Origin of the sequence: Streptomyces johnsoniae, assembly GCF_031845565.1 — a bacterium.
Classification (GTDB): Bacteria; Actinomycetota; Actinomycetes; order Streptomycetales; family Streptomycetaceae; genus Streptomyces; species Streptomyces johnsoniae.
On sequence record NZ_JAVREV010000006.1, the window covers coordinates 285,701 to 304,411 of the forward strand.

General features: G+C 74.0%; 20 protein-coding genes. 12 read left to right on the top strand and 8 right to left on the bottom strand.

Annotated features, from left to right (window positions below; all coding sequences use genetic code 11):
• Positions 1-50 precede the first annotated feature (50 nt).
• Both RM779_RS13485 and RM779_RS13490 read right to left on the bottom strand, forming a co-directional pair.
• A complete protein-coding gene (locus RM779_RS13485; RefSeq protein WP_311617910.1) occupies positions 51-614 on the bottom strand; it encodes a Uma2 family endonuclease in 564 nt (187 codons plus the stop codon).
• A 118-nt stretch (positions 615-732) separates the two neighbouring features.
• On the bottom strand, positions 733-1,050 hold the full coding sequence (locus RM779_RS13490) for a hypothetical protein (RefSeq protein WP_311617911.1): 318 nt from the start codon (positions 1,048-1,050) through the stop codon (positions 733-735).
• Between the two features lie 159 nt (positions 1,051-1,209).
• On the opposite strand from RM779_RS13490, the gene RM779_RS13495 reads away from it, so the two are divergent.
• Together RM779_RS13495 and RM779_RS13500 are read left to right on the top strand one after the other, a co-directional pair.
• Positions 1,210-2,022: a helix-turn-helix domain-containing protein gene (locus tag RM779_RS13495; protein ID WP_311617912.1), complete on the top strand. Its 813-nt coding sequence runs from the start codon at positions 1,210-1,212 to the stop codon at positions 2,020-2,022.
• Positions 2,000-2,221 carry a DUF397 domain-containing protein gene (locus RM779_RS13500; protein WP_311617913.1) on the top strand — a complete coding sequence of 74 codons (222 nt, stop codon included), beginning with the start codon at positions 2,000-2,002 and terminating at the stop codon, positions 2,219-2,221. Before RM779_RS13495 ends, RM779_RS13500 begins: the two co-directional genes overlap by 23 nt.
• Before the next feature lie 42 nt (positions 2,222-2,263).
• Here RM779_RS13500 and RM779_RS13505 read toward each other — a convergent pair whose 3' ends face one another.
• A complete protein-coding gene (locus RM779_RS13505; RefSeq protein ID WP_311617914.1) occupies positions 2,264-2,668 on the bottom strand; it encodes a hypothetical protein in 405 nt (134 codons plus the stop codon).
• Between the two features lie 383 nt (positions 2,669-3,051).
• Here RM779_RS13505 and truA point away from each other — a divergent pair, with 383 nt between their 5' ends.
• Positions 3,052-3,912, top strand: a complete 861-nt coding sequence (gene truA / locus RM779_RS13510; RefSeq protein WP_311617915.1) for a tRNA pseudouridine(38-40) synthase TruA — start codon at positions 3,052-3,054, stop codon at positions 3,910-3,912.
• A gap of 3 nt (positions 3,913-3,915) precedes the next feature.
• Here truA and RM779_RS13515 read toward each other — a convergent pair whose 3' ends face one another.
• Entirely contained in the window at positions 3,916-4,794 is an 879-nt protein-coding gene (locus RM779_RS13515; RefSeq protein WP_311617916.1) for a hypothetical protein, read from the bottom strand.
• Between the two features lie 75 nt (positions 4,795-4,869).
• On the opposite strand from RM779_RS13515, the gene RM779_RS13520 reads away from it, so the two are divergent.
• The 4 genes from RM779_RS13520 (at position 4,870) to glmM (ending at position 9,185) form a co-directional block, all read left to right on the top strand.
• Entirely contained in the window at positions 4,870-6,483 is a 1,614-nt protein-coding gene (locus RM779_RS13520) for an ABC-F family ATP-binding cassette domain-containing protein (protein WP_311617917.1), read from the top strand.
• A 233-nt stretch (positions 6,484-6,716) separates the two neighbouring features.
• Positions 6,717-7,160 (top strand): 50S ribosomal protein L13, encoded by a 444-nt coding sequence (gene rplM, locus RM779_RS13525; RefSeq protein WP_077059518.1) that lies wholly within the window; start codon positions 6,717-6,719, stop codon positions 7,158-7,160.
• A gap of 41 nt (positions 7,161-7,201) precedes the next feature.
• A complete protein-coding gene (rpsI, locus tag RM779_RS13530) occupies positions 7,202-7,714 on the top strand; it encodes a 30S ribosomal protein S9 (RefSeq protein ID WP_311617918.1) in 513 nt (170 codons plus the stop codon).
• Positions 7,715-7,826: 112 nt separating this feature from the next.
• Positions 7,827-9,185 (top strand): phosphoglucosamine mutase, encoded by a 1,359-nt coding sequence (gene glmM, locus RM779_RS13535; RefSeq protein ID WP_311617919.1) that lies wholly within the window; start codon positions 7,827-7,829, stop codon positions 9,183-9,185.
• Positions 9,186-9,239: 54 nt separating this feature from the next.
• On the opposite strand, the gene coaA is transcribed toward glmM, so the two are convergent.
• Positions 9,240-10,175, bottom strand: a complete 936-nt coding sequence (coaA, locus tag RM779_RS13540; protein ID WP_311617920.1) for a type I pantothenate kinase — start codon at positions 10,173-10,175, stop codon at positions 9,240-9,242.
• Between the two features lie 34 nt (positions 10,176-10,209).
• On the opposite strand from coaA, the gene RM779_RS13545 reads away from it, so the two are divergent.
• Together RM779_RS13545 and RM779_RS13550 are read left to right on the top strand one after the other, a co-directional pair.
• Entirely contained in the window at positions 10,210-10,935 is a 726-nt protein-coding gene (locus tag RM779_RS13545; protein WP_311617921.1) for a glutamine--fructose-6-phosphate aminotransferase, read from the top strand.
• Complete coding sequence (locus RM779_RS13550) at positions 10,932-11,300, top strand: holo-ACP synthase (RefSeq protein ID WP_311617922.1); 369 nt, start codon at positions 10,932-10,934, stop codon at positions 11,298-11,300. The genes RM779_RS13545 and RM779_RS13550 overlap by 4 nt, the downstream gene beginning before the upstream one ends.
• Here the strand turns inward: RM779_RS13550 and RM779_RS13555 are convergent.
• Complete coding sequence (locus RM779_RS13555; RefSeq protein WP_311617923.1) at positions 11,284-12,750, bottom strand: NAD(P)H-hydrate dehydratase; 1,467 nt, start codon at positions 12,748-12,750, stop codon at positions 11,284-11,286. The genes RM779_RS13550 and RM779_RS13555 overlap by 17 nt on opposite strands.
• A 51-nt stretch (positions 12,751-12,801) precedes the next feature.
• Here RM779_RS13555 and alr point away from each other — a divergent pair, with 51 nt between their 5' ends.
• The 3 genes from alr to tsaE are packed head-to-tail and all read left to right on the top strand — an operon-like array spanning position 12,802 to position 15,675.
• Positions 12,802-13,962 (top strand): alanine racemase, encoded by a 1,161-nt coding sequence (gene alr / locus RM779_RS13560; RefSeq protein ID WP_311617924.1) that lies wholly within the window; start codon positions 12,802-12,804, stop codon positions 13,960-13,962.
• Positions 13,959-15,146 carry an alpha/beta fold hydrolase gene (locus tag RM779_RS13565; protein ID WP_311617925.1) on the top strand — a complete coding sequence of 396 codons (1,188 nt, stop codon included), beginning with the start codon at positions 13,959-13,961 and terminating at the stop codon, positions 15,144-15,146. The genes alr and RM779_RS13565 overlap by 4 nt, the downstream gene beginning before the upstream one ends.
• Positions 15,130-15,675, top strand: a complete 546-nt coding sequence (gene tsaE / locus RM779_RS13570; protein ID WP_311617926.1) for a tRNA (adenosine(37)-N6)-threonylcarbamoyltransferase complex ATPase subunit type 1 TsaE — start codon at positions 15,130-15,132, stop codon at positions 15,673-15,675. Before RM779_RS13565 ends, tsaE begins: the two co-directional genes overlap by 17 nt.
• 4 nt (positions 15,676-15,679) lie before the next feature.
• Here the strand turns inward: tsaE and RM779_RS13575 are convergent, their stop codons facing one another.
• Together RM779_RS13575 and RM779_RS13580 are read right to left on the bottom strand one after the other, a co-directional pair.
• Positions 15,680-18,277 carry an ATP-binding protein gene (locus RM779_RS13575; RefSeq protein WP_311617927.1) on the bottom strand — a complete coding sequence of 866 codons (2,598 nt, stop codon included), beginning with the start codon at positions 18,275-18,277 and terminating at the stop codon, positions 15,680-15,682.
• On the bottom strand, positions 18,274-18,678 hold the full coding sequence (locus RM779_RS13580; RefSeq protein WP_311617928.1) for a hypothetical protein: 405 nt from the start codon (positions 18,676-18,678) through the stop codon (positions 18,274-18,276). Before RM779_RS13580 ends, RM779_RS13575 begins: the two co-directional genes overlap by 4 nt.
• Positions 18,679-18,711 lie beyond the last annotated feature (33 nt).

The window sequence follows — 18,711 nt, forward strand, 5'->3', positions numbered from 1 at the left end:
GAATCCGGTGTCGAGCGCCGGGTAGGGCGCCGGCAGTTGAAGCTTGCCGCTCAATTCGACGGAGGCGACGGCCCGGTGGTGGCTGTCGGCGGGTGCGTCCGGAACGGGCACGGGGTCCGAGTGGACGTAGGCACGGCCCTCCTGGCGGTGCACGAGAACGCACACGGGACCCCCGCTGTCGCGTAGGCACGGAGCTTGGGCCCCGTGTCGGTCTCGTGGTTGCCCGACGTCACCTCGCCCGCGAGGGCGAGCATGTCGATGGGATACCAGCCCTTGCGTGCCGCCCGGTATGCCTCGTCGAGATCGGTCGGCTCGCGGCGGAGCACATAGAAGTCCGGGATGAGCAGGGCAACGGTCCGGCCGTCACCGAGCCCCACCCGGTAGCCGTTGCCGAGGCCCGCGAGAGCGAACCCGGCGGAGCGCAGCCGGCTGCTCAGCTCGAAGGCCGCTGCATTGTGCTTGAGCTCGTGGTCGGGTTGCGGTGGCACGAGGATCAACCCCTCGACGTACTCGGGCTGGATCGGCTCCTGGGACGCCTCTTCGATCGCGATCAGCAGGTCGGTGGGGTCGGGCCGCTGGGGTCCCCCTGGCTGAGTAACGGGATGGACGCTCATCGCGATCTCTCCTCACACCGTCCGCAACGGCCCTCGTCACCCCCAGGCCACGCCGCGGCGGCCGCCCGCGGCACCGTAGAGCCCCGGGCGGGGCGCGTGCGGCGGCTGAGGGGACCCTTCACCCGTTCGGGGTCGGGCGGGTGGCACGGCTGTCGGCGACGCGGATCGCGTTGCCGAGCGCGGTGCTGGTTCGGCCCAGCGCGATCCGGAGGGTCAGCGGTCCTGCGGCCCGGTCGGCCAGAACGGTTTCCGCGTCGGCCAGCACCTCGGCGCCCGTCCGGAGTTGCGCCTCCTCCAGGTCGTCGGCGACGCGCGAGAGCAGACTCTCGCTGTTGTCCGTGCGCAGAAAGCACGGCTTACCCTCCGGAGTCTCCCAGGGGAGCAGCCGGAGCCCCGGCTCCGGAGCGGCCTGGCCGCGCTCGCGGTCGTAGTTCATCGGATCACCACTCGATCGTTGCTGTGTGTGCTGATTTGGATACAGACTGCCGGTGGCGTGGCTACGGTGGAAGATGCGGCACCTCTCCACGGCCGCGGACAAGACGGGAGTTGAGCTGTGACCAACGATTCGACGCGCCGTGGTGGCCAGGAGCCGGCAATGACGCGGCGGAAGTACGGCGAGGAGTTGTTCCTGCGACGGCAGGAGGCGGGGCACACCCAGCAGTCCCTGGGGGACGCGGTGATCATGTCCCCGTCGATGATCGCCCACATCGAGGCGGGGCGGCGACGGCCACGCCTTGAGGACGCGCGACGGATCGACAAGGAACTGGGCAGCGGGAAGTTTTTCGAACGATGGCTGCCCACGCTCGACGAGGGCCAGTTTCCGCCGCACTTCAGGGATGCGGCGGAGTCGGAACGGCGGGCCGACGTCATTGAGGAGTACGCGGTCGGCTCCGTGCCCGGCCTGCTGCAAACCGCGGCCTACGCACGTTCCCTGGCTCTCGGGACCGAGCCGAACGTTCCCGCGAAGGAGCTTGACGAACGCATTGTCAACAGAACGGGCCGTGCCCGCATCCTGGAAGATCCGTTGAAGCCTCGGATGTGGGCGATTCTCGGTGAGAGCGTGCTGCGGACGGTCGTTGGCGGACCGGACGTCATGACGGCACAGCTGCGGCACATTGCCGCGTTGGTCCGATCCGGGCGCGTGCAGGTGCAGGTACTGCCGTTCTCGGCGGGCGCTCATCCGTTCCTCGACGGCAAGTTGAAGCTGATGCGCTTTTCGGACGGGCCTGACGAGGTGTACTTCGAAGTGCTTTACACGGGCTCGCTGAACGACGATCCGGCGACGGTGAGGCGCTATCGGGACGCATATGATCTGGCAAGGGCCGCCGCGCTGTCCCTTGAGGCGTCCCTTCAGTTGATCGAGTCGGTGGCGGAGGAGTACGAGCATGCGGAGCAAGAGCATCCCTGACGTGTCCCAGCTCTCGGCCTGGCGCAAGTCCAGCTACAGCGGTGGCGACGGCGGTGATTGCCTGGAGGTCGCCGATGCCCCTTCCGGCTTCGTTCCGGTGCGGGACAGCAAGAACCGCAGTGGTGCTGTGCTTGTCCTCCCGGCGGGTGGCTGGTCCGGATTCGTCGCCGCGGTGCGGGGCGGGGCGTTTGACGGTTGATCGCTGAGGCCGGTCCGCGACGGCATCCGTTGCGGACCGGCGTCAGCCCAGGGCCGTGGCGATGGCGAGTGCGATGCGTTCGATCCAGTTGATCGCGTCCGTCACCTCGGCCTCGGTGATGGGACGCCGGCGCTTGAGGTCGCCGTCCAGCAAGTCGGCGTCGTGCGCGATCTTGTTGCGGCGGTCGGTGATCTCGACATACCGCTGCTTGAGTTTCTGCCCGGTGAACGATGTCCGGTTATGGCTCCAGGCGTTGATCTCGACGGCGGCCTTGCCCCAGACATCGTCCTCCGTGACCAGCTTCAGCGCCTCGCTGATCTTGCGCGGGTTCTGCAGCGATGCGTTGCCCCACTTGGTCCTGACATGCTCCGAGACGGCCTCGGCCAGCGTTGTGGTGCCCCGCCGGACCTCTTCGACCTTCGCGAGCGGCAGCTCGAACCTGGTCAATTGGTGCGGCATGTCGGGGCTGTCCCGGGCCGTGGTCGCAGCCCGTCACTTCGCGCACGGCGGCCGCCGTCAGTGCGCGGGAGAGGAAACGCTGGTCGTAGCCCTTCTGGTCGTAGCCTGTGAGGTCTTCGTCGTAGATGAGCCCCTGGTACTGCTGCAGAAGCGCCGTGCGGATCTGGTGGATGCGGATGGGAGCTGTCGCAGCCCTGCGTTCTGTCTCGTCCATGTCCGCCCCCAGCGCTCGTTGCCTCCGTGCCCGCCACAGTTCAAGCGTCGATGCATCGGTTGGGTGGTTGTCCGTGTACAGGGTGCGAAGGCGGCGGCTCCGCCGGGAGTTGCAGTGTGCCCCGGGCCGGCCACGGTCGTCTGAAAGGATCGGTCGTGTGACTGATGAAGCACCGACCGGGTTCACGCGGGTGCGCCTGGATCTGGCCTATGACGGGGGTGGGTTCTCCGGGTGGGCTCGGCAGGTGGGGCGGCGCACCGTTCAGGAGGAGATCGAGGAGGCGCTGCGGGTGGTGACGCGTTCGCCGGGGCGTTACGAGCTGACCGTGGCGGGGCGGACGGACGCGGGGGTGCACGCGCGCGGGCAGGTCGCGCACGTGGACCTGCCGGACGAGGTCTGGGCCGGGCAGGGGGAGGGGCGCCTGCTGCGCAGGCTCGCGGGGCGGCTGCCGCACGATGTGCGGGTGTGGCGGGCCGAGGAGGCGCCGCCGTACTTCAACGCGCGGTTCTCCGCAGTGTGGCGGCGCTACGCCTACCGCGTCGCCGACCATCCGGGCGGTGTCGACCCGCTGCTGCGGGGCCACGTGCTGTGGCACAACTGGCCGCTGGACGTGGCCGCGATGAACGAGGCGTCCCGGCGGCTGCTGGGCGAGCACGACTTCGCCGCGTTCTGCCGCAGGCGCGAGGGCGCGACGACCATCCGCGCGCTGCGGGATCTGCGGTGGGAACGGCGCGCGGACGGCGTCGTGGAGGGCACGGTGCGGGCCGACGCGTTCTGCCACAACATGGTGCGTGCGCTGGTGGGCGCGCTGCTGTTCGTCGGCGACGGGCACCGGCCGCCGGACTGGCCCGCGCGGGTGCTCGCGGCCCGGGTGCGGGACTCGGCGGTGCACGTGGTGCGCCCGCACGGCCTCACGCTGGAGGAGGTGGCGTACCCGCCGGACGGCGAGCTGGCGGCGCGCAACGCGCAGGCCCGCCGCCGCCGGACGCTCGCCGGTGCGGAGGGCGCGGCGGGCTGAGCCTCAGCCGCCGCCCTGCCGCTCCTCGACGAGGGCGCTCGCGGAGGCCGATGCCTGGGCCTCGCCGCGCTGGATGATGCGGTTGAACGCGTGGTCGTTCCCGTCGCGGGCGCCCTGCTGGGCCGGGGTGCCGTCGCCGCTGTCGGGGGAGCCGTCGCTGTTGCCCGCGATGGTGTAGTAGGCGTAGCGGCCGACCTGGTTGGCGGTGGTGCGGCAGCCGCCCTGCTGGCAGAACTCGGGGGCTCCGTCGCCGGTCAGGGCCTGGAGGCTCGCGCCGTCGGCCCCTTCCTGTGCCTCGCGGGCGGCCTGGGCGTCCGCCTCGCTGCCGAACTGGGCGACGCCCACCGTCACCGCGACGCCGCCGCCGGTGTAGGTGGCGCGCAGCAGCGCCGTGCAGCCGTGGTCGGTGAGGATCGTGCCCAGCGCGGCGCTCGCGGCCTCCGCACAGTCCGCCGCGGAGCCGGTCGCGGCCTTCTGGTAGCTCCTGCCGTCGATCTCCATGGCGTCGCCGGCCCAGAAGCCCTCGACGTCGAAGGGCGCGGTGTCCTTCTCGGCGTCCGATATGAACTCGCGCGGCTGCGGCAGCGGCGGCAGCGACACCTCGTCCCACGAGGGCTCGGACCCGGCGCTGCCCGACGGCACGTCGGTGGGCTCGGGCAGCGTGGCGGACGCCTCGTCGGACGCACTGCCGCCGTCGTCGCTCTGGCTCACCACGGCGAACGCCACCACGGTGCCGATCACGGCCGCCGCGGCGGCGGAGGCGATGATCGTGGTGGTGCGCTTGCGGCGCCTGCGCCGGTCGGCGTCGGCGGCGAGCGCGTTCCAGTCCGGTGTGTTCGATCCCCCGGGGACCCAGTTGGAGCCCCCCTGCCCGTAACTCATGGCCGAAGCTTATCCGCCCGGCGGCGCCGCAAAAACGGCTGGGACGGGACGCTGCCGGGGCGGCACAATGCGCGGGTGGGACATGTGGAGGCCGCGCATCTGGAATATGACCTGCCCGACGGGCGGGTCCTGCTCGACGACGTGTCGTTCCGCGTCGGCGACGGCGACGCGGCGGCGCTGGTCGGGGCGAACGGTGCGGGCAAGACGACGCTGCTCCGGCTCGTGACGGGGGAGCTGAAGCCGCGCGCCGGAACGGTCACGGTCAGCGGCGGGCTCGGTGTGATGCCGCAGTTCGTGGGGAGCGTGCGCGACGACCGGACGGTGCACGACCTGCTGGTCTCGGTCGCCGCTCCGCGGCTGCGGGAGGCCGCGCGGGCCGTGGAGACGGCCGAGCTGGCCGTGATGACGGACGACGACGAGGCCGCGCAGATGGCGTACGCGCAAGCGCTGGCCGACTGGGGCGAGGCGGGCGGCTACGAGGCCGAGACGATGTGGGACATGTGCACCATGGCCGCGCTGAAGACCCCGTATGAACGGGCGAGGTGGCGCGAGGTGCGCACGCTGTCCGGCGGCGAGCAGAAGCGGCTGGTGCTGGAGGCGCTGCTGCGCGGCCCCGACGGGGTGCTGCTACTGGACGAGCCGGACAACTACCTGGACGTGCCGGGCAAGCGGTGGCTGGAGGAGCGGCTGCTCCAGACGCGCAAGACGGTGCTGTTCGTCTCCCACGACCGGGAGCTGCTGGCGCGCGCCGCGCGCAAGATCATCAGCGTGGAGCCGGGCCCCGCGGGCTCCGACGTGTGGACGCACGGCGGCGGCTTCGCGACGTACCACGAGGCGCGGCAGCAGCGCTTCGAGCGCTTCGAGGAGCTGAAGCGGCGCTGGGACGAGCGGCGCGCGCAGCTGAAGCGGCTGGTCGTGGAGCTGCGGCAGTACGCGGCGCGCAGCGACGAGATGGCCTCGCGGTACCGGGCGGCGGTGACGAGGCTGCGGAAGTTCGAGGAGGCGGGCCCGCCGCAGGAGCCGCCGCGCCGGCAGAACATCCGGATGCGTCTCGGCGGCGGCCGGACGGGGGTGCGGGCGTTCACCTGCGAGCGCCTGGAGCTGACCGGCCTGATGAAGCCGTTCGACCTGGAGGTCTTCTACGGGGAGCGGGTCGCGGTGCTGGGGGCGAACGGTTCGGGCAAGTCGCACTTCCTGCGGCTGCTGGCCGGTGAGGACGTGGCGCACACCGGCACCTGGCGCGCCGGCGCGCGCGTCGTTCCCGGGCATTTCGCGCAGACGCACGCGCACCCCGAGCTGTTCGGCAGGACGCTGCTCGACATCCTGTGGACCGAGCACGCGCTCGACCGGGGCGCGGCGACGTCGGCGCTGCGCAGGTACGAGATGGACCGGCAGGCGCTCCAGCCGTTCGACCGGCTCTCCGGCGGTCAGCAGGCCCGCTTCCAGATCCTGCTGCTTGAGCTGGCCGGGACGACCGCGCTGCTGCTCGACGAGCCGACGGACAACCTGGACCTGGAGAGCGCGGAGGCGTTGCAGGAGGGGCTCGCGAGCTTTGCGGGAACGGTGCTCGCGGTGACCCACGACCGCTGGTTCGCGCGCTCTTTCGACCGGTTTCTGGTCTTCGGCGCGGACGGCCGGGTGCGCCAGGCGCCGGAGCCGGTGTGGGACGAGGAACGGGCGGCCCGGTAGCGGCTCCCGCCGTTTTGACTGCCCAACGGCACGGGCAGTACGCTGCAACGTCGAACAAAGAAAAATAATGCGTATGGCTTGCTCGATCTCACGTGAGGGGCCTGCGCCGGTCCACCAGGATGGCTGCTGGCGGCCGGCACCCGGTTTGCGTCACCGGAGTGCGGCCAGTGCCGGTTTCTCCCCCGGATGGCCTTGTCAGGAACCCAACACTGAAGAAGCGAAGGCTACGACCCGTGCGTACGTACAGCCCCAAGCCCGCCGACATCCAGCGTCAGTGGCACGTCATCGACGCCGCCGATGTCGTACTGGGCCGCCTGGCCTCCCAGGCCGCCACCCTTCTGCGGGGCAAGCACAAGCCGATCTACGCGCCGCACGTCGACACCGGTGACTTCGTCGTCATCATCAACGCCGACAAGGTGCACCTCTCCGGCAACAAGGCCACGCAGAAGCTTGCCTACCGCCACTCGGGCTACCCGGGCGGTCTGCGGTCGGTCCGTTACGAGGACCTGCTGAAGAACAACCCGGAGAAGGCGGTGGAGAAGGCGGTCAAGGGCATGCTCCCGAAGAACACGCTGGGCCGCCAGATGTTCTCCAAGCTGAAGGTGTACGCGGGCCCCGAGCACCCGCACGCCGCCCAGCGGCCCGTGCCGTTCGAGATCATCCAGGTCGCGCAGTAGTCCCGGCCACCCCCGACACGGAAGAGAATCTGAGGAGAATCGTGGCCGAGACCACCCCTGAAACGCTTGACACCGAGGTCCCCGAGGTCGAGGAGTACACGACCGAGAGCACGCCCGAGGAGTTCGCCGTCGACGGCGAGCCCGCGGCGGCGCAGTTCGGCGACCCGCTGCCGGGCGCCGGCACCGGGCGGCGCAAGAACGCCATCGCCCGCGTCCGGATCGTCCCGGGCAGCGGCAAGTGGAAGATCAATGGCCGCACCCTGGAGGGCTACTTCCCCAACAAGGTGCACCAGCAGTCCGTGAACGAGCCCTTCAAGGTGCTCGAGCTCGACGAGCGCTACGACGTCGTCGCCCGCATCTCCGGTGGCGGCATCTCGGGTCAGGCCGGTGCGCTGCGCCTCGGCGTGGCCCGCGCGCTGAACGAGGCGGACATCGACAACAACCGCGGCCCTCTGAAGAAGGCCGGCTTCCTCACCCGTGACGCCCGTGCGGTCGAGCGGAAGAAGGCGGGTCTGAAGAAGGCCCGTAAGGGGACGCAGTACAGCAAGCGCTGACCCTCGGCTGGATCATTTCTGCTGACGCCCCGACAGCACCTCCGTGCTGTCGGGGCGCTCCTTTTATAGGGTTAACGCGTCGGGCCGCTCTGGTGAACTCGGAGGAATTACTGTGGGACGACTCTTCGGCACGGACGGCGTGCGCGGTGTCGCCAACGCGGATCTCACGGCAGAGATGGCCCTCGGCCTTTCTGTGGCGGCGGCGGGCGTACTCGCCGGTGCGGGCGGGGAGCCGGGGCGCCGGCCGCTGGCCGTCGTGGGGCGCGACCCGCGGGCGTCCGGCGAGTTCCTTGAGGCGGCCGTCGTCGCCGGCCTCGCCAGCGCGGGCGTCGACGTCCTGCGGGTGGGGGTGCTGCCGACCCCGGCCGTCGCCTACCTGACGGGTTCGCTCGGCGCGGACTTCGGCGTGATGCTGTCCGCCAGCCACAATCCGATGCCGGACAACGGCGTCAAGTTCTTCGCCAGGGGCGGCCACAAGCTCGCCGACGAGCTGGAGGACCGCATCGAAGCGGCCTACTGGGACCATGCGGCGGGCCTGCCGTGGGACCGTCCGGTCGGCGCGGGCGTCGGCCGCGTCACGGACTTCGGCGAGGGCTTCGACCGTTACGTGTCCCATCTGGTCGGCGTGCTGCCGCACCGCCTCGACGGGCTGAAGGTCGTCATCGACGCGGCACACGGCGCGGCCTCCCGGGTGGCGCCCGAGGCGTTCGCGCGGGCGGGCGCGGACGTCGTCACGATCGGCGCGGAGCCCGACGGCCTCAACATCAACGACGGCTACGGCTCGACGCACCTCGGTGCGCTGCGCGCCGCCGTGCCCGCCCACGGCGCGGACCTGGGCATCGCCGTGGACGGCGACGCGGACCGCTGCCTGGCGGCGGACGGCACGGGCGCCGACATCGACGGCGACCAGATCCTCGCCGTGCTGGGCGTGGCGATGCGGGACGCGGGCACGCTGCGGCACGGCACGGTGGTGGCGACCGTCATGTCGAACCTCGGCTTCACCCTGGCCATGCAGCGCGAGGGGCTGCGCCTGCGGCAGACGGCGGTGGGCGACCGCTACGTGCTGGAGGAGATGAAGCGCGGCGGCTACTCGCTGGGCGGTGAGCAGTCCGGGCACGTCATCGTGCTGGACCACGCGACGACCGGCGACGGCACGCTGACCGGGCTGATGCTGGCGGCGCGGGTCGCGGCGACGCGCCGCCCGCTGGCGGAGCTGGCCCGCGTGATGGAACGGCTCCCGCAGGTGCTGATCAACGTGCGGGACGTCGACCGTTCGCGCGCCGCGGACAGCCGCGAGGTGGCCGAGGCGGTGGCCGAGGCGGAACGGCAGCTCGGCGACACCGGGCGCGTGCTGCTGCGGCCCTCGGGCACCGAGCCGCTGGTGCGCGTGATGGTCGAGGCGGCCGACGCCGCGCAGGCCCGCGCGGTGGCGTCGGGGCTCGCGGACGTCGTGAAGTCGGCACTCGGCTGACCCGGCGGGGGCGGCGGGGCGCTGCGGCGGCGGGGTCGGGCGGCCCCGCGGGCGTCACAGCTTGCGCAAGCGCAGGCGGCGGACGGCGTGGCCGGCGTCCTTCTGGAGGATCAGGGTGGCCCTCGCCCGGGTGGGGGCGATGTTGGTCAGCAGGTTGGGCTCGTTGATGGTCCGCCAATTCCGTTCGGCGTATTCCATGGCGGCGGCTTCCGGAACCGAGGCGTATTTCCTGAAGTAGGAGTCCGGGTTCTGGAATGCCGTCGCGCGGAGTTTTCTGAAGCGGTCGAGGTACCAGTGGCGGATATCCGCCGGGCGCGCGTCGACGTAGACGGAGAAGTCGAAGTAGTCGGCCAGGCCGACCTGGCCGTGCTGGGCGGGCTGGAGGACGTTCAGGCCCTCCAGGATCAGGATGTCGGGGCGGCGGACCACCTGGCGCTCGCCCGGCACGATGTCGTACGTGAGGTGGGAGTAGACCGGCGCCCCGACCTCGTCGCTGCCCGATTTGACCCGGGCCACGAACCGGGTCAGCGCGCGCCTGTCGTACGACTCGGGGAAACCTTTCCGCGCCATCAGCCCGCGGCGGTGCAGCTCGGCGTTGGGCAGCAGGAAGCCGTCGGTGGTGACGAGTTCCACCCGCGGGTGCTCGGGCCAGCGGGCGAGGAGCACGCGCAGCAGGCGCGAGACGGTCGACTTGCCGACCGCGACGCTGCCCGCCACCGCTATGACGAACGGGGTCGCCGGCTGCGGGCCGCCGAGGAACGTGCTGACCGCGTCGCGCAGCCGGCCGGTGGCGCCGACGTACAGGTTGAGCAGGCGGGACAGCGGCAGGTAGACCTCCGCGACCTCGGTCAGGTCGATCACGTCGCCGAGGCCGCGCAGCTCTTCCACCTCCTCCGCGGTGAGGGGCAGCGGCGTGCGCGCGCGCAGCGCGCTCCACTCCGTGCGGCTGAGATCCACGTACGGCGTCGGGTGCTGGAGCGAGGTTGCCACGCGCACATTGTGTCGGCCCCGTTAGTCTGCCCGCATGTGCGGGATGGTCGGGTACGCGGGAGCACAGGCGCAGTCGGCCCTGGAGGCCGTACTCGCGGGCCTGGGGCGGCTGGAGCGGGCGGAGCACGACGCGTCCGGGGTGGCGGTGCTGTCCGACGGCGGCCTCGCGGCGGCGGGCGCCGCGGGGCCGCTGGCGCAGCTGCGCGGCGTGCTGGCGCGCCGGCCGCTGCCCACGGGCGGCATCGGCGTCGGGCAGCTGCGTGCGAAAGGCGGGGCGGGGAACGGGGCGACGGCCTGCGCGCAGCCGTGTCTCGACGCCGCGGGGCGGGTCGCGGTGGTGCACGACGGGTCCTTCGGCAACCGTGCCGAGTTGCGCGACGCGCTGGCCGGGCGCGGCCATCTGCTGCCGTCCGGCACCGAGGGCGAGGTGGCGGCGCACCTGCTGGCCGAGCAGTTCTCGTCCTGCGTCGACCTCGGCGAGGCGCTGCGGCAGGTGTGCCGTTCGCTGCGCGGCTCGTTCGCGCTGATCGCCGTGCACGCCGACGAGCCGGACACCGTGGCGGGCGTGCGGCGCGGGCTGCCGCTGGTGGCGGGGGTCGGGGACGGCGAATCGTTCCTGGCCTCGGACGCGGCGGCCTTCGACGGGCACGCGCACGAGGTGCGCGGCCTGCCGGAGGATCATGTGGTGCTGCTGCGGCGGGAGTTCGACGAGGTGCGGTGCGAAGTCACCGACGCGCACGGGAGCGTGGTGCAGGCGTGATCGTCGGTGTGGGCATCGACGTGGCGGGGATCGACCGGTTCGCCGAGGCGCTGGAGCGCACGCCGCAGCTGGCGCGGCGGCTGTTCGTCACACGGGAGTTGCTGCTGCCCGGCGGGGAGCGGCGCGGCGTGGCCTCCCTCGCGGCCAGGTTCGCGGCGAAGGAGGCACTGGCCAAGGCGCTGGGCGCGCCGGCCGGGCTGAGCTGGACGGACGCCGAGGTCGTCACGGACGCCGACGGGCGCCCGCGGCTCGCCGTGCGCGGCTCGGTGGCCGCGCGGGCGGCGGAGCTGGGCGTGCGCGCCTGGCACGTCTCGCTGAGCCACGACGCGGGTGTCGCGTCCGCGGTGGTCATCGCCGAGGGCTGAGCGCGGCCCACACCCCGGGCAGCGCCTCGGTGACCGTGGAGGCCATCGGCGGCACGGGTGCGGCCCGCCCGGCCAGGCCGTGCAGGTGCGCGCCGAGCGCGGCGGCGTCCAGCGGGGCAAGGCCGGCCGCGAGGAGCGCGCCGATCAGGCCGGAGAGCACGTCGCCGCTGCCCGCGGTCGCGAGCCACGGGGTGCCGGTGGTGTTGGCCAGCACGCGCCCGCGCCCCTCGGGGCCCCCGGGGCCCGGCTCGGCGATCAGCGTCGTGGACCCCTTCAGCAGCGCCACCGCGCCGTAGCGGACGGCGAGTTCGGACACGGACGCGAGCCGCGCGGACTCCACGCGGTCGCGGGACGTGCCGAGCAGCGCCGCGGCCTCCCCGGCGTGCGGGGTGAGCACCGTGGGCGCGGAACGGGCGCGCAGCCGTTCCGGGTCGATGCTGTGCAGGCCGTCCGCGTCCACCAGGACCGGCACGTCGGCGGCCAGCACGTCGGCGACGGTCGCCGCGGCCTCCGGGCCGCCGCCGAGTCCCGGGCCGACCACCCACGCCTGCACCCGCCCGGCTTCGCTCGGCCGGCCCTCGGACACCAGCGTCTCGGGATAGCGGCCGATGACGCCGCCGCCGGCCGGGCCCGCGTACCGGACGGCGCCGGCGCCGCCGCGCAGCGCGCCGCCGACGGTGAGCACGGCGGCGCCCGGGTAGCGGGCCGAGCCGGCCGCGATGCCGATCACGCCGCGCCGGTACTTGTCGGACTCGGCCTCGGGACGTGGCAGGAGCGCGGCGGCGTCGGCGTCGTCGAACGCCACGAGGTCGGGCTCCGGCGGCAGTTCGGGGCCGAGGCCGATGTCGACCAGTCGCACCTCGCCCGCGAGGGCGCGCGCCGGGTCCACGAGCAGGCCCGGCTTCCAGGCGCCGAACGTGACGGTCAGCGCCGCCCGCACGGCCGCGCCGTGCACCTCACCGGTGTCCGCGTCGACGCCACTGGGCAGGTCCACGGCGACCACGGGAACGCCGTGCTCCGCCGCGGCGGCGGCCGGACCGGCGGCGTCCTGGCGCAGGCCGCCGCGCCCGCCGATGCCGGTGATGCCGTCGACGACGAGCCGGGCGCGGGCGATCAGCCGCTCCGCGCCCGCCGCGCCCGCGGCCCGGCCGCCGGCGGCGCGCAGCGCCGCGAGGCCGCCGGGGTGGGCGCGTTCCTCGTTCAGCAGCACGGCCGTCACCGCGGCGCCGCGCCGGGCGAGCCGCGCCCCGGCGTACAGGGCGTCGCCGCCGTTGTCGCCGCTGCCGACGAGCAGCACGACCCGGGCGCCGTACAGGCGCGGCCTCAGCAGCTCCGCGCAGGCGGCGGCGAGCCCCGCGGCGGCCCTGGCCATCAGCGTGCCCGCGGGCAGCCGCGCCATCAGGGCCCGTTCCGCGGCGCGTACGGTCTCCACTCGGTATGCGGTCCTCATGGTCCCAGTCTGACCCGTACGCCCGCGCGATTCCTGCGACACTGGAGGGTGATGAACGATCACTCACCGGCCGGCGGCCGGCGGCTGTGGGCCGACATCGATCTCGACGCGTTGCGCGCCAATGTGCGCACGCTGCGCGAACGTGCCGTCGGTGGCGCCCAGTTGATGGCCGTGGTGAAGGCCGACGGATACGGGCACGGGCTGCTGCCGAGCGCCGCCGCGGCGCGGGAGGCCGGGGCGGCGTGGCTGGGCACCGCCACCCCGCAGGAGGCGCTCGCGCTGCGCGCGGCGGGCGATACGGGGCCGTTGCTGTGCTGGCTGTGGACGCCGGGCGACCCGTGGCGGCAGGCCGTCGAGGCGGGCATCGACGTCTCGGTCAGCGGCCGGTGGGCGCTGGCGGAGGCGGCGGACGCGGCGCGGTCCGCGGGCCGCGTCGCGCGGGTGCAGCTGAAGGCGGACACGGGCCTCGGCAGGAACGGGTGCCAGCCCGCGGACTGGCCCGACCTGGTGGCCGCGGCGCGGGCCGCCGAAGTGGCGGGCACCGTGCGGGTGACCGGCGTGTGGTCGCACTTCGCGTGCGCGGACGAGCCGGGGCATCCCTCGATCGCGCTCCAGCAGGCCGCGTTCGCCGACGCCCTCGGCGCGGCGGCGCGGGCCGGCCTCGACCCCGAGGTGCGGCACCTGGCCAACTCGCCGGCGACGCTGACGCTGCCCGACGCGCACTACGACCTGATCCGGCCGGGCGTCGCCGTGTACGGGCTCTCGCCGTCCGCGGAGGTGGGCACGCCGCAGGACTTCGGGCTGCGGCCGGTGATGACGCTGCGGGCGCGGCTCGCCTCGGTGAAGCGGGTGCCGGGCGGGCACGGGGTCGGCTATGGGCACAGCTACACGACGTCGGGCGCGACGACGCTGGCGCTGGTACCCGCGGGTTACGCGGACGGTGTTCCGCGGCACGCCTCGAACACCGGCCCGGTGCTGGTCGCGGGGAAGTGGCGGACGGTCGCGGGCCGGGTGGCGATGGACCAGTTCGTGGTGGACCTGGGCGGCGACGCGGCGGCCGCGGGGGACGAGGCGGTGCTGTTCGGCCCCGGCGACGCGGGGGAGCCGACGGCGGAGGACTGGGCGCGGGCCGCGGGCACCATCGGGTACGAGATCGTGACCCGGGTGGGGCACCGCGTGCCGCGCGTGTACCGGGGGGAGCGGGCGTCGTGAGCTGGGCGCGGCGGGCGGGGATAGCGGGCCTCGCACTCGGGGCGGTGGCCACGACGGTCGCCGTGGAACGGATATCGGTGGGGCGTTCCGTGCGGCGCGAGGCGCAGCTGGCGCTGGACGCGGCGGGCCCGTACGGGACGCTGCGCGGCACGCCTGGCGCGGCGGTCGCCGAGGACGGGACCGAGCTGTACTTCGAGGTGGAGGACGTCGGGGAGTACGCGCGCCCGGCGGCCGATCGGCCGGGCGGCCCGGCCCCCGGCCCCGGCCCCGCGGCCCCGGCCGGCCGGGCGCGGCGCCGGGCGCGGCGGCGGCAGCCGCCGCCCACCGTGGTGTTCAGCCACGGGTACTGCCTGCACCAGGACGTGTGGCACTTCCAGCGGGCCGCGCTGCGCGGCTCGGTGCGGGCGGTGTACTGGGACCAGCGCGGGCACGGCCGTTCGGGGCGCGGCCGGGCGCTGCGGGAGGGCGGTGACCCGGTCAGCATCGACCTGCTCGGCCGCGATCTGAAGGCGGTGCTCGACGCGGTGGCGCCGGAGGGCCCGGTGGTGCTGGTGGGGCACTCGATGGGCGGTATGACGATCATGGCGCTGGCCGAGCAGTACCCGGACTACGTGGCGCGCCGGGTCGCGGGCATCGCGCTGCTGGCGACCTCGGCGGGGGACCTGGCGGAGGTGACGTACGGCTTCCCGGCCTCGGCGGTGCGCGCGGTGCGCAGGGTGGTGCCCGGCGTGCTGCGGGCGCTCGGCTCGCAGCAGGAGCTGGTGGACCGCGCCCGGCGCCTCGCGGGCGACCTGTACGCCGGGCTCGTGCGCCGGTACGCGTTCGGCACGCCGGACGAGGTCGACGCCGGGGTGGCGCGGTTCGCGGAGCGGCTGATCGACTCGGTGCCGGTGGAGGTGGTCGCCGCGTTCTACCCGGCGTTCGCCGAGCACGACAAGCAGCGGGCGCTCGCCGTGCTCAACGGGCTCGCCGACGACCTGCCGGTGCTCGTGCTCGCCGCCGAGCGGGACGAGGTGACGCCCGCCTCGCACAGCGAACGCATCGCCGCCGCGCTGCCGGGCGCGGAGCGCGCGGTGCTGCCGGGCGCCGGGCACCTGCTGCTGCTCGAACGTCCACGGCAGGTCAACGAGCAGCTGACGCGGCTGCTTGCGCGTAGCATCCCGTTCCATGAGCCAGCTGTCTGAGGCGCCGGTGTCCACGGCGTCGTTCACCGTCGGCGGGGCGGAGCGGATGCGGGAGGCCGGGCGGCGCCTGGCGGCGCTGCTGCGGCCGGGGGACCTGGTGCTGCTCACCGGGCCGCTCGGCGCGGGCAAGACGACGCTGACCCGCGGCATCGGCGAGGGGCTCGGCGTGCGCGGCGCGGTGACGTCGCCGACGTTCGTGATCGCGCGGGTGCACCCGCCGCTCGGCGGCGGCCCGCCCCTGGTGCACGTGGACGCCTACCGGCTCGCGGGCGGCCTCGACGAGATGGAGGACCTGGACCTCGACGTGGCGCTGCCGGAGTCCGTGGTGGTCGTGGAGTGGGGCGAGGGCCGCGTCGAGGAGCTGTCGGAGGACCGGCTGCACGTGGTGATCCAGCGGGCGGAGGGCACCGACGCAGGGGACGCCACGGACGCCGGGGACGCCACGGACGCCGGTGACGAGGAGCGGAAGGTCACGCTGACCGGCGTCGGCGCCCGCTGGCAGGGCATCGGCCTGCGGCTGCTGGACTGAGCCGTCAGGCGGACAGCCGCGCCAGGCGGGCGGCGGCCCCGGGGGCCTCGGCGGCGCCGATGCGCTGGTAGATGCCGACCGCTCGGCGGAGCGCGGCGACCGCGGCCTCCGTGGCGCCGGTGCGTTCGTGGCAGTGGGCGCTCCCTTCGAGGGCGTGCGCCTCGTCCAGCGGGCTCGTGACCTCACGGGCCAGGTCCAGGGCCCCCCGGTACGCGGCAAGCGCCTCCTCCGGGCCGGCGGACGCGGTCAGGAGAGCGCCCTGACTGTTCAGGACCTCGGCCTCCCCGAGGCGGTCCCCGACCTTCCGGAACAGCCCCAGGGACCGTTCCAGCAGGCCGGCCGCCGCCGTATGGTGCCCCGTCTGCGTCCGGACGCGCCCCAGGTCCTGGAGGGTGTGGGCCTCGCCGTGGAGATTCCCGATGGCGCGGAACAGGTCACCTGCCCGCTCGAACAGGCCGGCCGCCTCCCGGTGGTCCCCGGTCACCGACCGCACGCGCCCGAGCTCCCACGTGGCGGTGGCCTCGCCGTGGCGGCTGCCGAGGGCACGGCAGAGGTCGAGCGCCTGCCCGGCCAGATCCGCCGCCTCGCGGTAGTCCCCGGTCACGTAACGCACCCGGCCCAGCTCCCCCAGGGTGGCGGCTTCGCCGTGGCGGCTGCCGAGGGCGCGGTACAGCTCCAGCGCACGGGGCAGCAGCTCGGCCGCCTCGCGGTAGTCCGCGGTCGCGGCCCGGGTGCGGCCCAGATCGCGCAGGGCGTGGGCCTCGCCGAGACGGTCGCCCAGGGACCGGTACAGGTCCAGCGCCCTGGGCAGCAGTTCGAGTGCCTCGGGGAACGCCCCGGTAACCGCCCGCACCTGCCCCAGCTCGCGCAGGGCGGTGCCCTCGCCGTGCCGGTCGCCGACCGCGCGGTACAGGTCCCCCGCCTGCTGGAACAGGCCGGCCGCGGCCGTGAGATCCCCGGTCATGGCCCGCGTGCGCCCCAGCTCCCCGAGGGCGGCGGCCTCGCCGCGGCGGTCGCCGAGGGCGCGGAACAGGTCCCGTGCCCGCCCGGCCAGGCCGGCCGCCTCCTGGTAGTCCCCGGCCACGGCGCGCATCCGGCTCAGCTCGCGCAGGGCAAGGGCCTCGCCGTGCTCGTCCCCGGCGCTGACGGCCGCGTCGGCCGCGGCGCGGTGAAGGGCGACGGCCTCGTCCCAGGGGCCCTGCAGATGCAGGAAGGAGGCCAGGGCGGCCGTGAGCCGCAGGGTGCGTGCGTGCCGCGCCGTCGCGTTGGCGTAGCGCGTGCAGGCGATGAGGTTGGACCGTTCGGCCAGCATCCAGGCCAGCGCCGCCTCGTAGGTGGCCGGAGCGCGCACGTGTGCCGGGGGAGCGGCACCGGTGCGGGAGAGCGGAGCCTGGGCGAGGAGGCGGTCGGCGGCTTCCGCCGTGTGCTGGTAATGATCGAGCAGCCGGCCGATTCCCCGGTCGCGGTCCCGGTCCGACTCCTGGTCCGCGAGCATGCGGGCGTAGCTGCGGATCAGGTCGTGCAGGCGGAAGCGGTCGGCCGTGGCCGAGTCGACGAGGTGGCTGGTGTACAGGGCTTCGAGCTCCCGGCGGGCCAGGCCCACGGGAGTACCGGCGAGGGCGGCCGTGGCGTCGGCATCGATGTCGGTGCCCGGGTGCAGGCCCAGGTAACGGAGGAGACGCTGCCGTTCCGGAGTGAGCGCGCGGTAGGACATGTCGAAGGCGGCGGCCACCCCCTTGTGGCCGGTGGCGAGTTGTTCGAGCCGGTCCCGCGCGCCGGAGAGCTTTTCCGGCACCGTGGCGAAGCTCCACTCCCGGTGGGCGGCGAAGTGTCCGGCGGCCAGGGCCACCGCCAGCGGCAGGTGACCGCACAGGTCCACGGTCAGGGTCACCGCGGCCGCGTCCTCGGCGGTGGCGGGCGTCCGGCGGGCGAGGCGGACGAACAGTTCCGCGGCGTCCCCCGGCGGCAGCGGACCCACCGTCAGCGGGGCGGCACCGTCGAGCGCGACGAGACGGCGGCGGCTGGTGATCAGTACCAGAACGTCTCCCGTGCCGGGCAGGAGCGGTTCGACCTGGGCCTGGTCGGCGGCGTCGTCCAGCAGCAGGAGCACGCGTTTGCCGGCCAGCCGGTCGCGCCACAGACGGGCGCGGTCGTCCTGACCCCGGGGGATGTTCTCGGGGGCGATGCCGGTGCAGAGCAGAAGAGCGCCGAGGGCATCGGCGGGACCGACCGGATGCTGCCCTGGGCTGTGGGCATGTAGTTCGAGCAGGATCTGCCCGTCGGGGAAGCGGTCGGCCAGGAGGTGGGCCGCGTGAAGGGCAAGGGTGGTCTTCCCGACGCCGGGCATGCCGTCGATGGTGTGGATGACCGGGGCACCGCCCTGCTCGGTACCGGTGAGGAGCCGTTCCAGCTCGGCACCGCGGCCGGTGAAGGCCGGCGTGTCGCGCAGCAGGGTCCGCAGCGCGGTCACCGGCGCGGGCGGCGCTCCGTTGACGACGGTCATGTCCCCGGCGGCCACATGGACCTGCGCGTTGTCTTGGGCGGTGACCTCGATGGATGTCCGGCGGGGTGGCCGGGTCTCGTCGTCCGGCCGCGTGGTCATGAACGGTCGACCCGCAGGGGGCCGTTGGCGATGAACACCTGGGCGTTGTCCCGGGCGTGCCCGACGATGTGGACGGACCCCTGACCGGCGGCGGGGAGGAGGGCCCGGATACGGCTCTCCAGCAGGCGCAGCTCCTCCAGCAGCGCCGGGTCCTCGGCGAGGAGGCCCTGCAGGCGCAACCGCCAGGCCCCGATCAGGGCCTGTTCGGTGTCCTGGTCGCCCTGCTCCCGGGCCGCCAGCAGCGCGGCGCGGTCGGCGTCGAGGGCGGTCTCCACCGCGTCGGCCTGTGCGGGACGCGTCCGCCGCCACCAGGCCATCGCCGCGATTCTGGCCTGCTGCCACGTGTCGGTGACCATCGCGCCGACGAGCGCCGTGCCCGCCGCCAGTACCACCGGGTCCATCCTCGTCCTCTTCCCTGCCTGCCGCGCACCGCG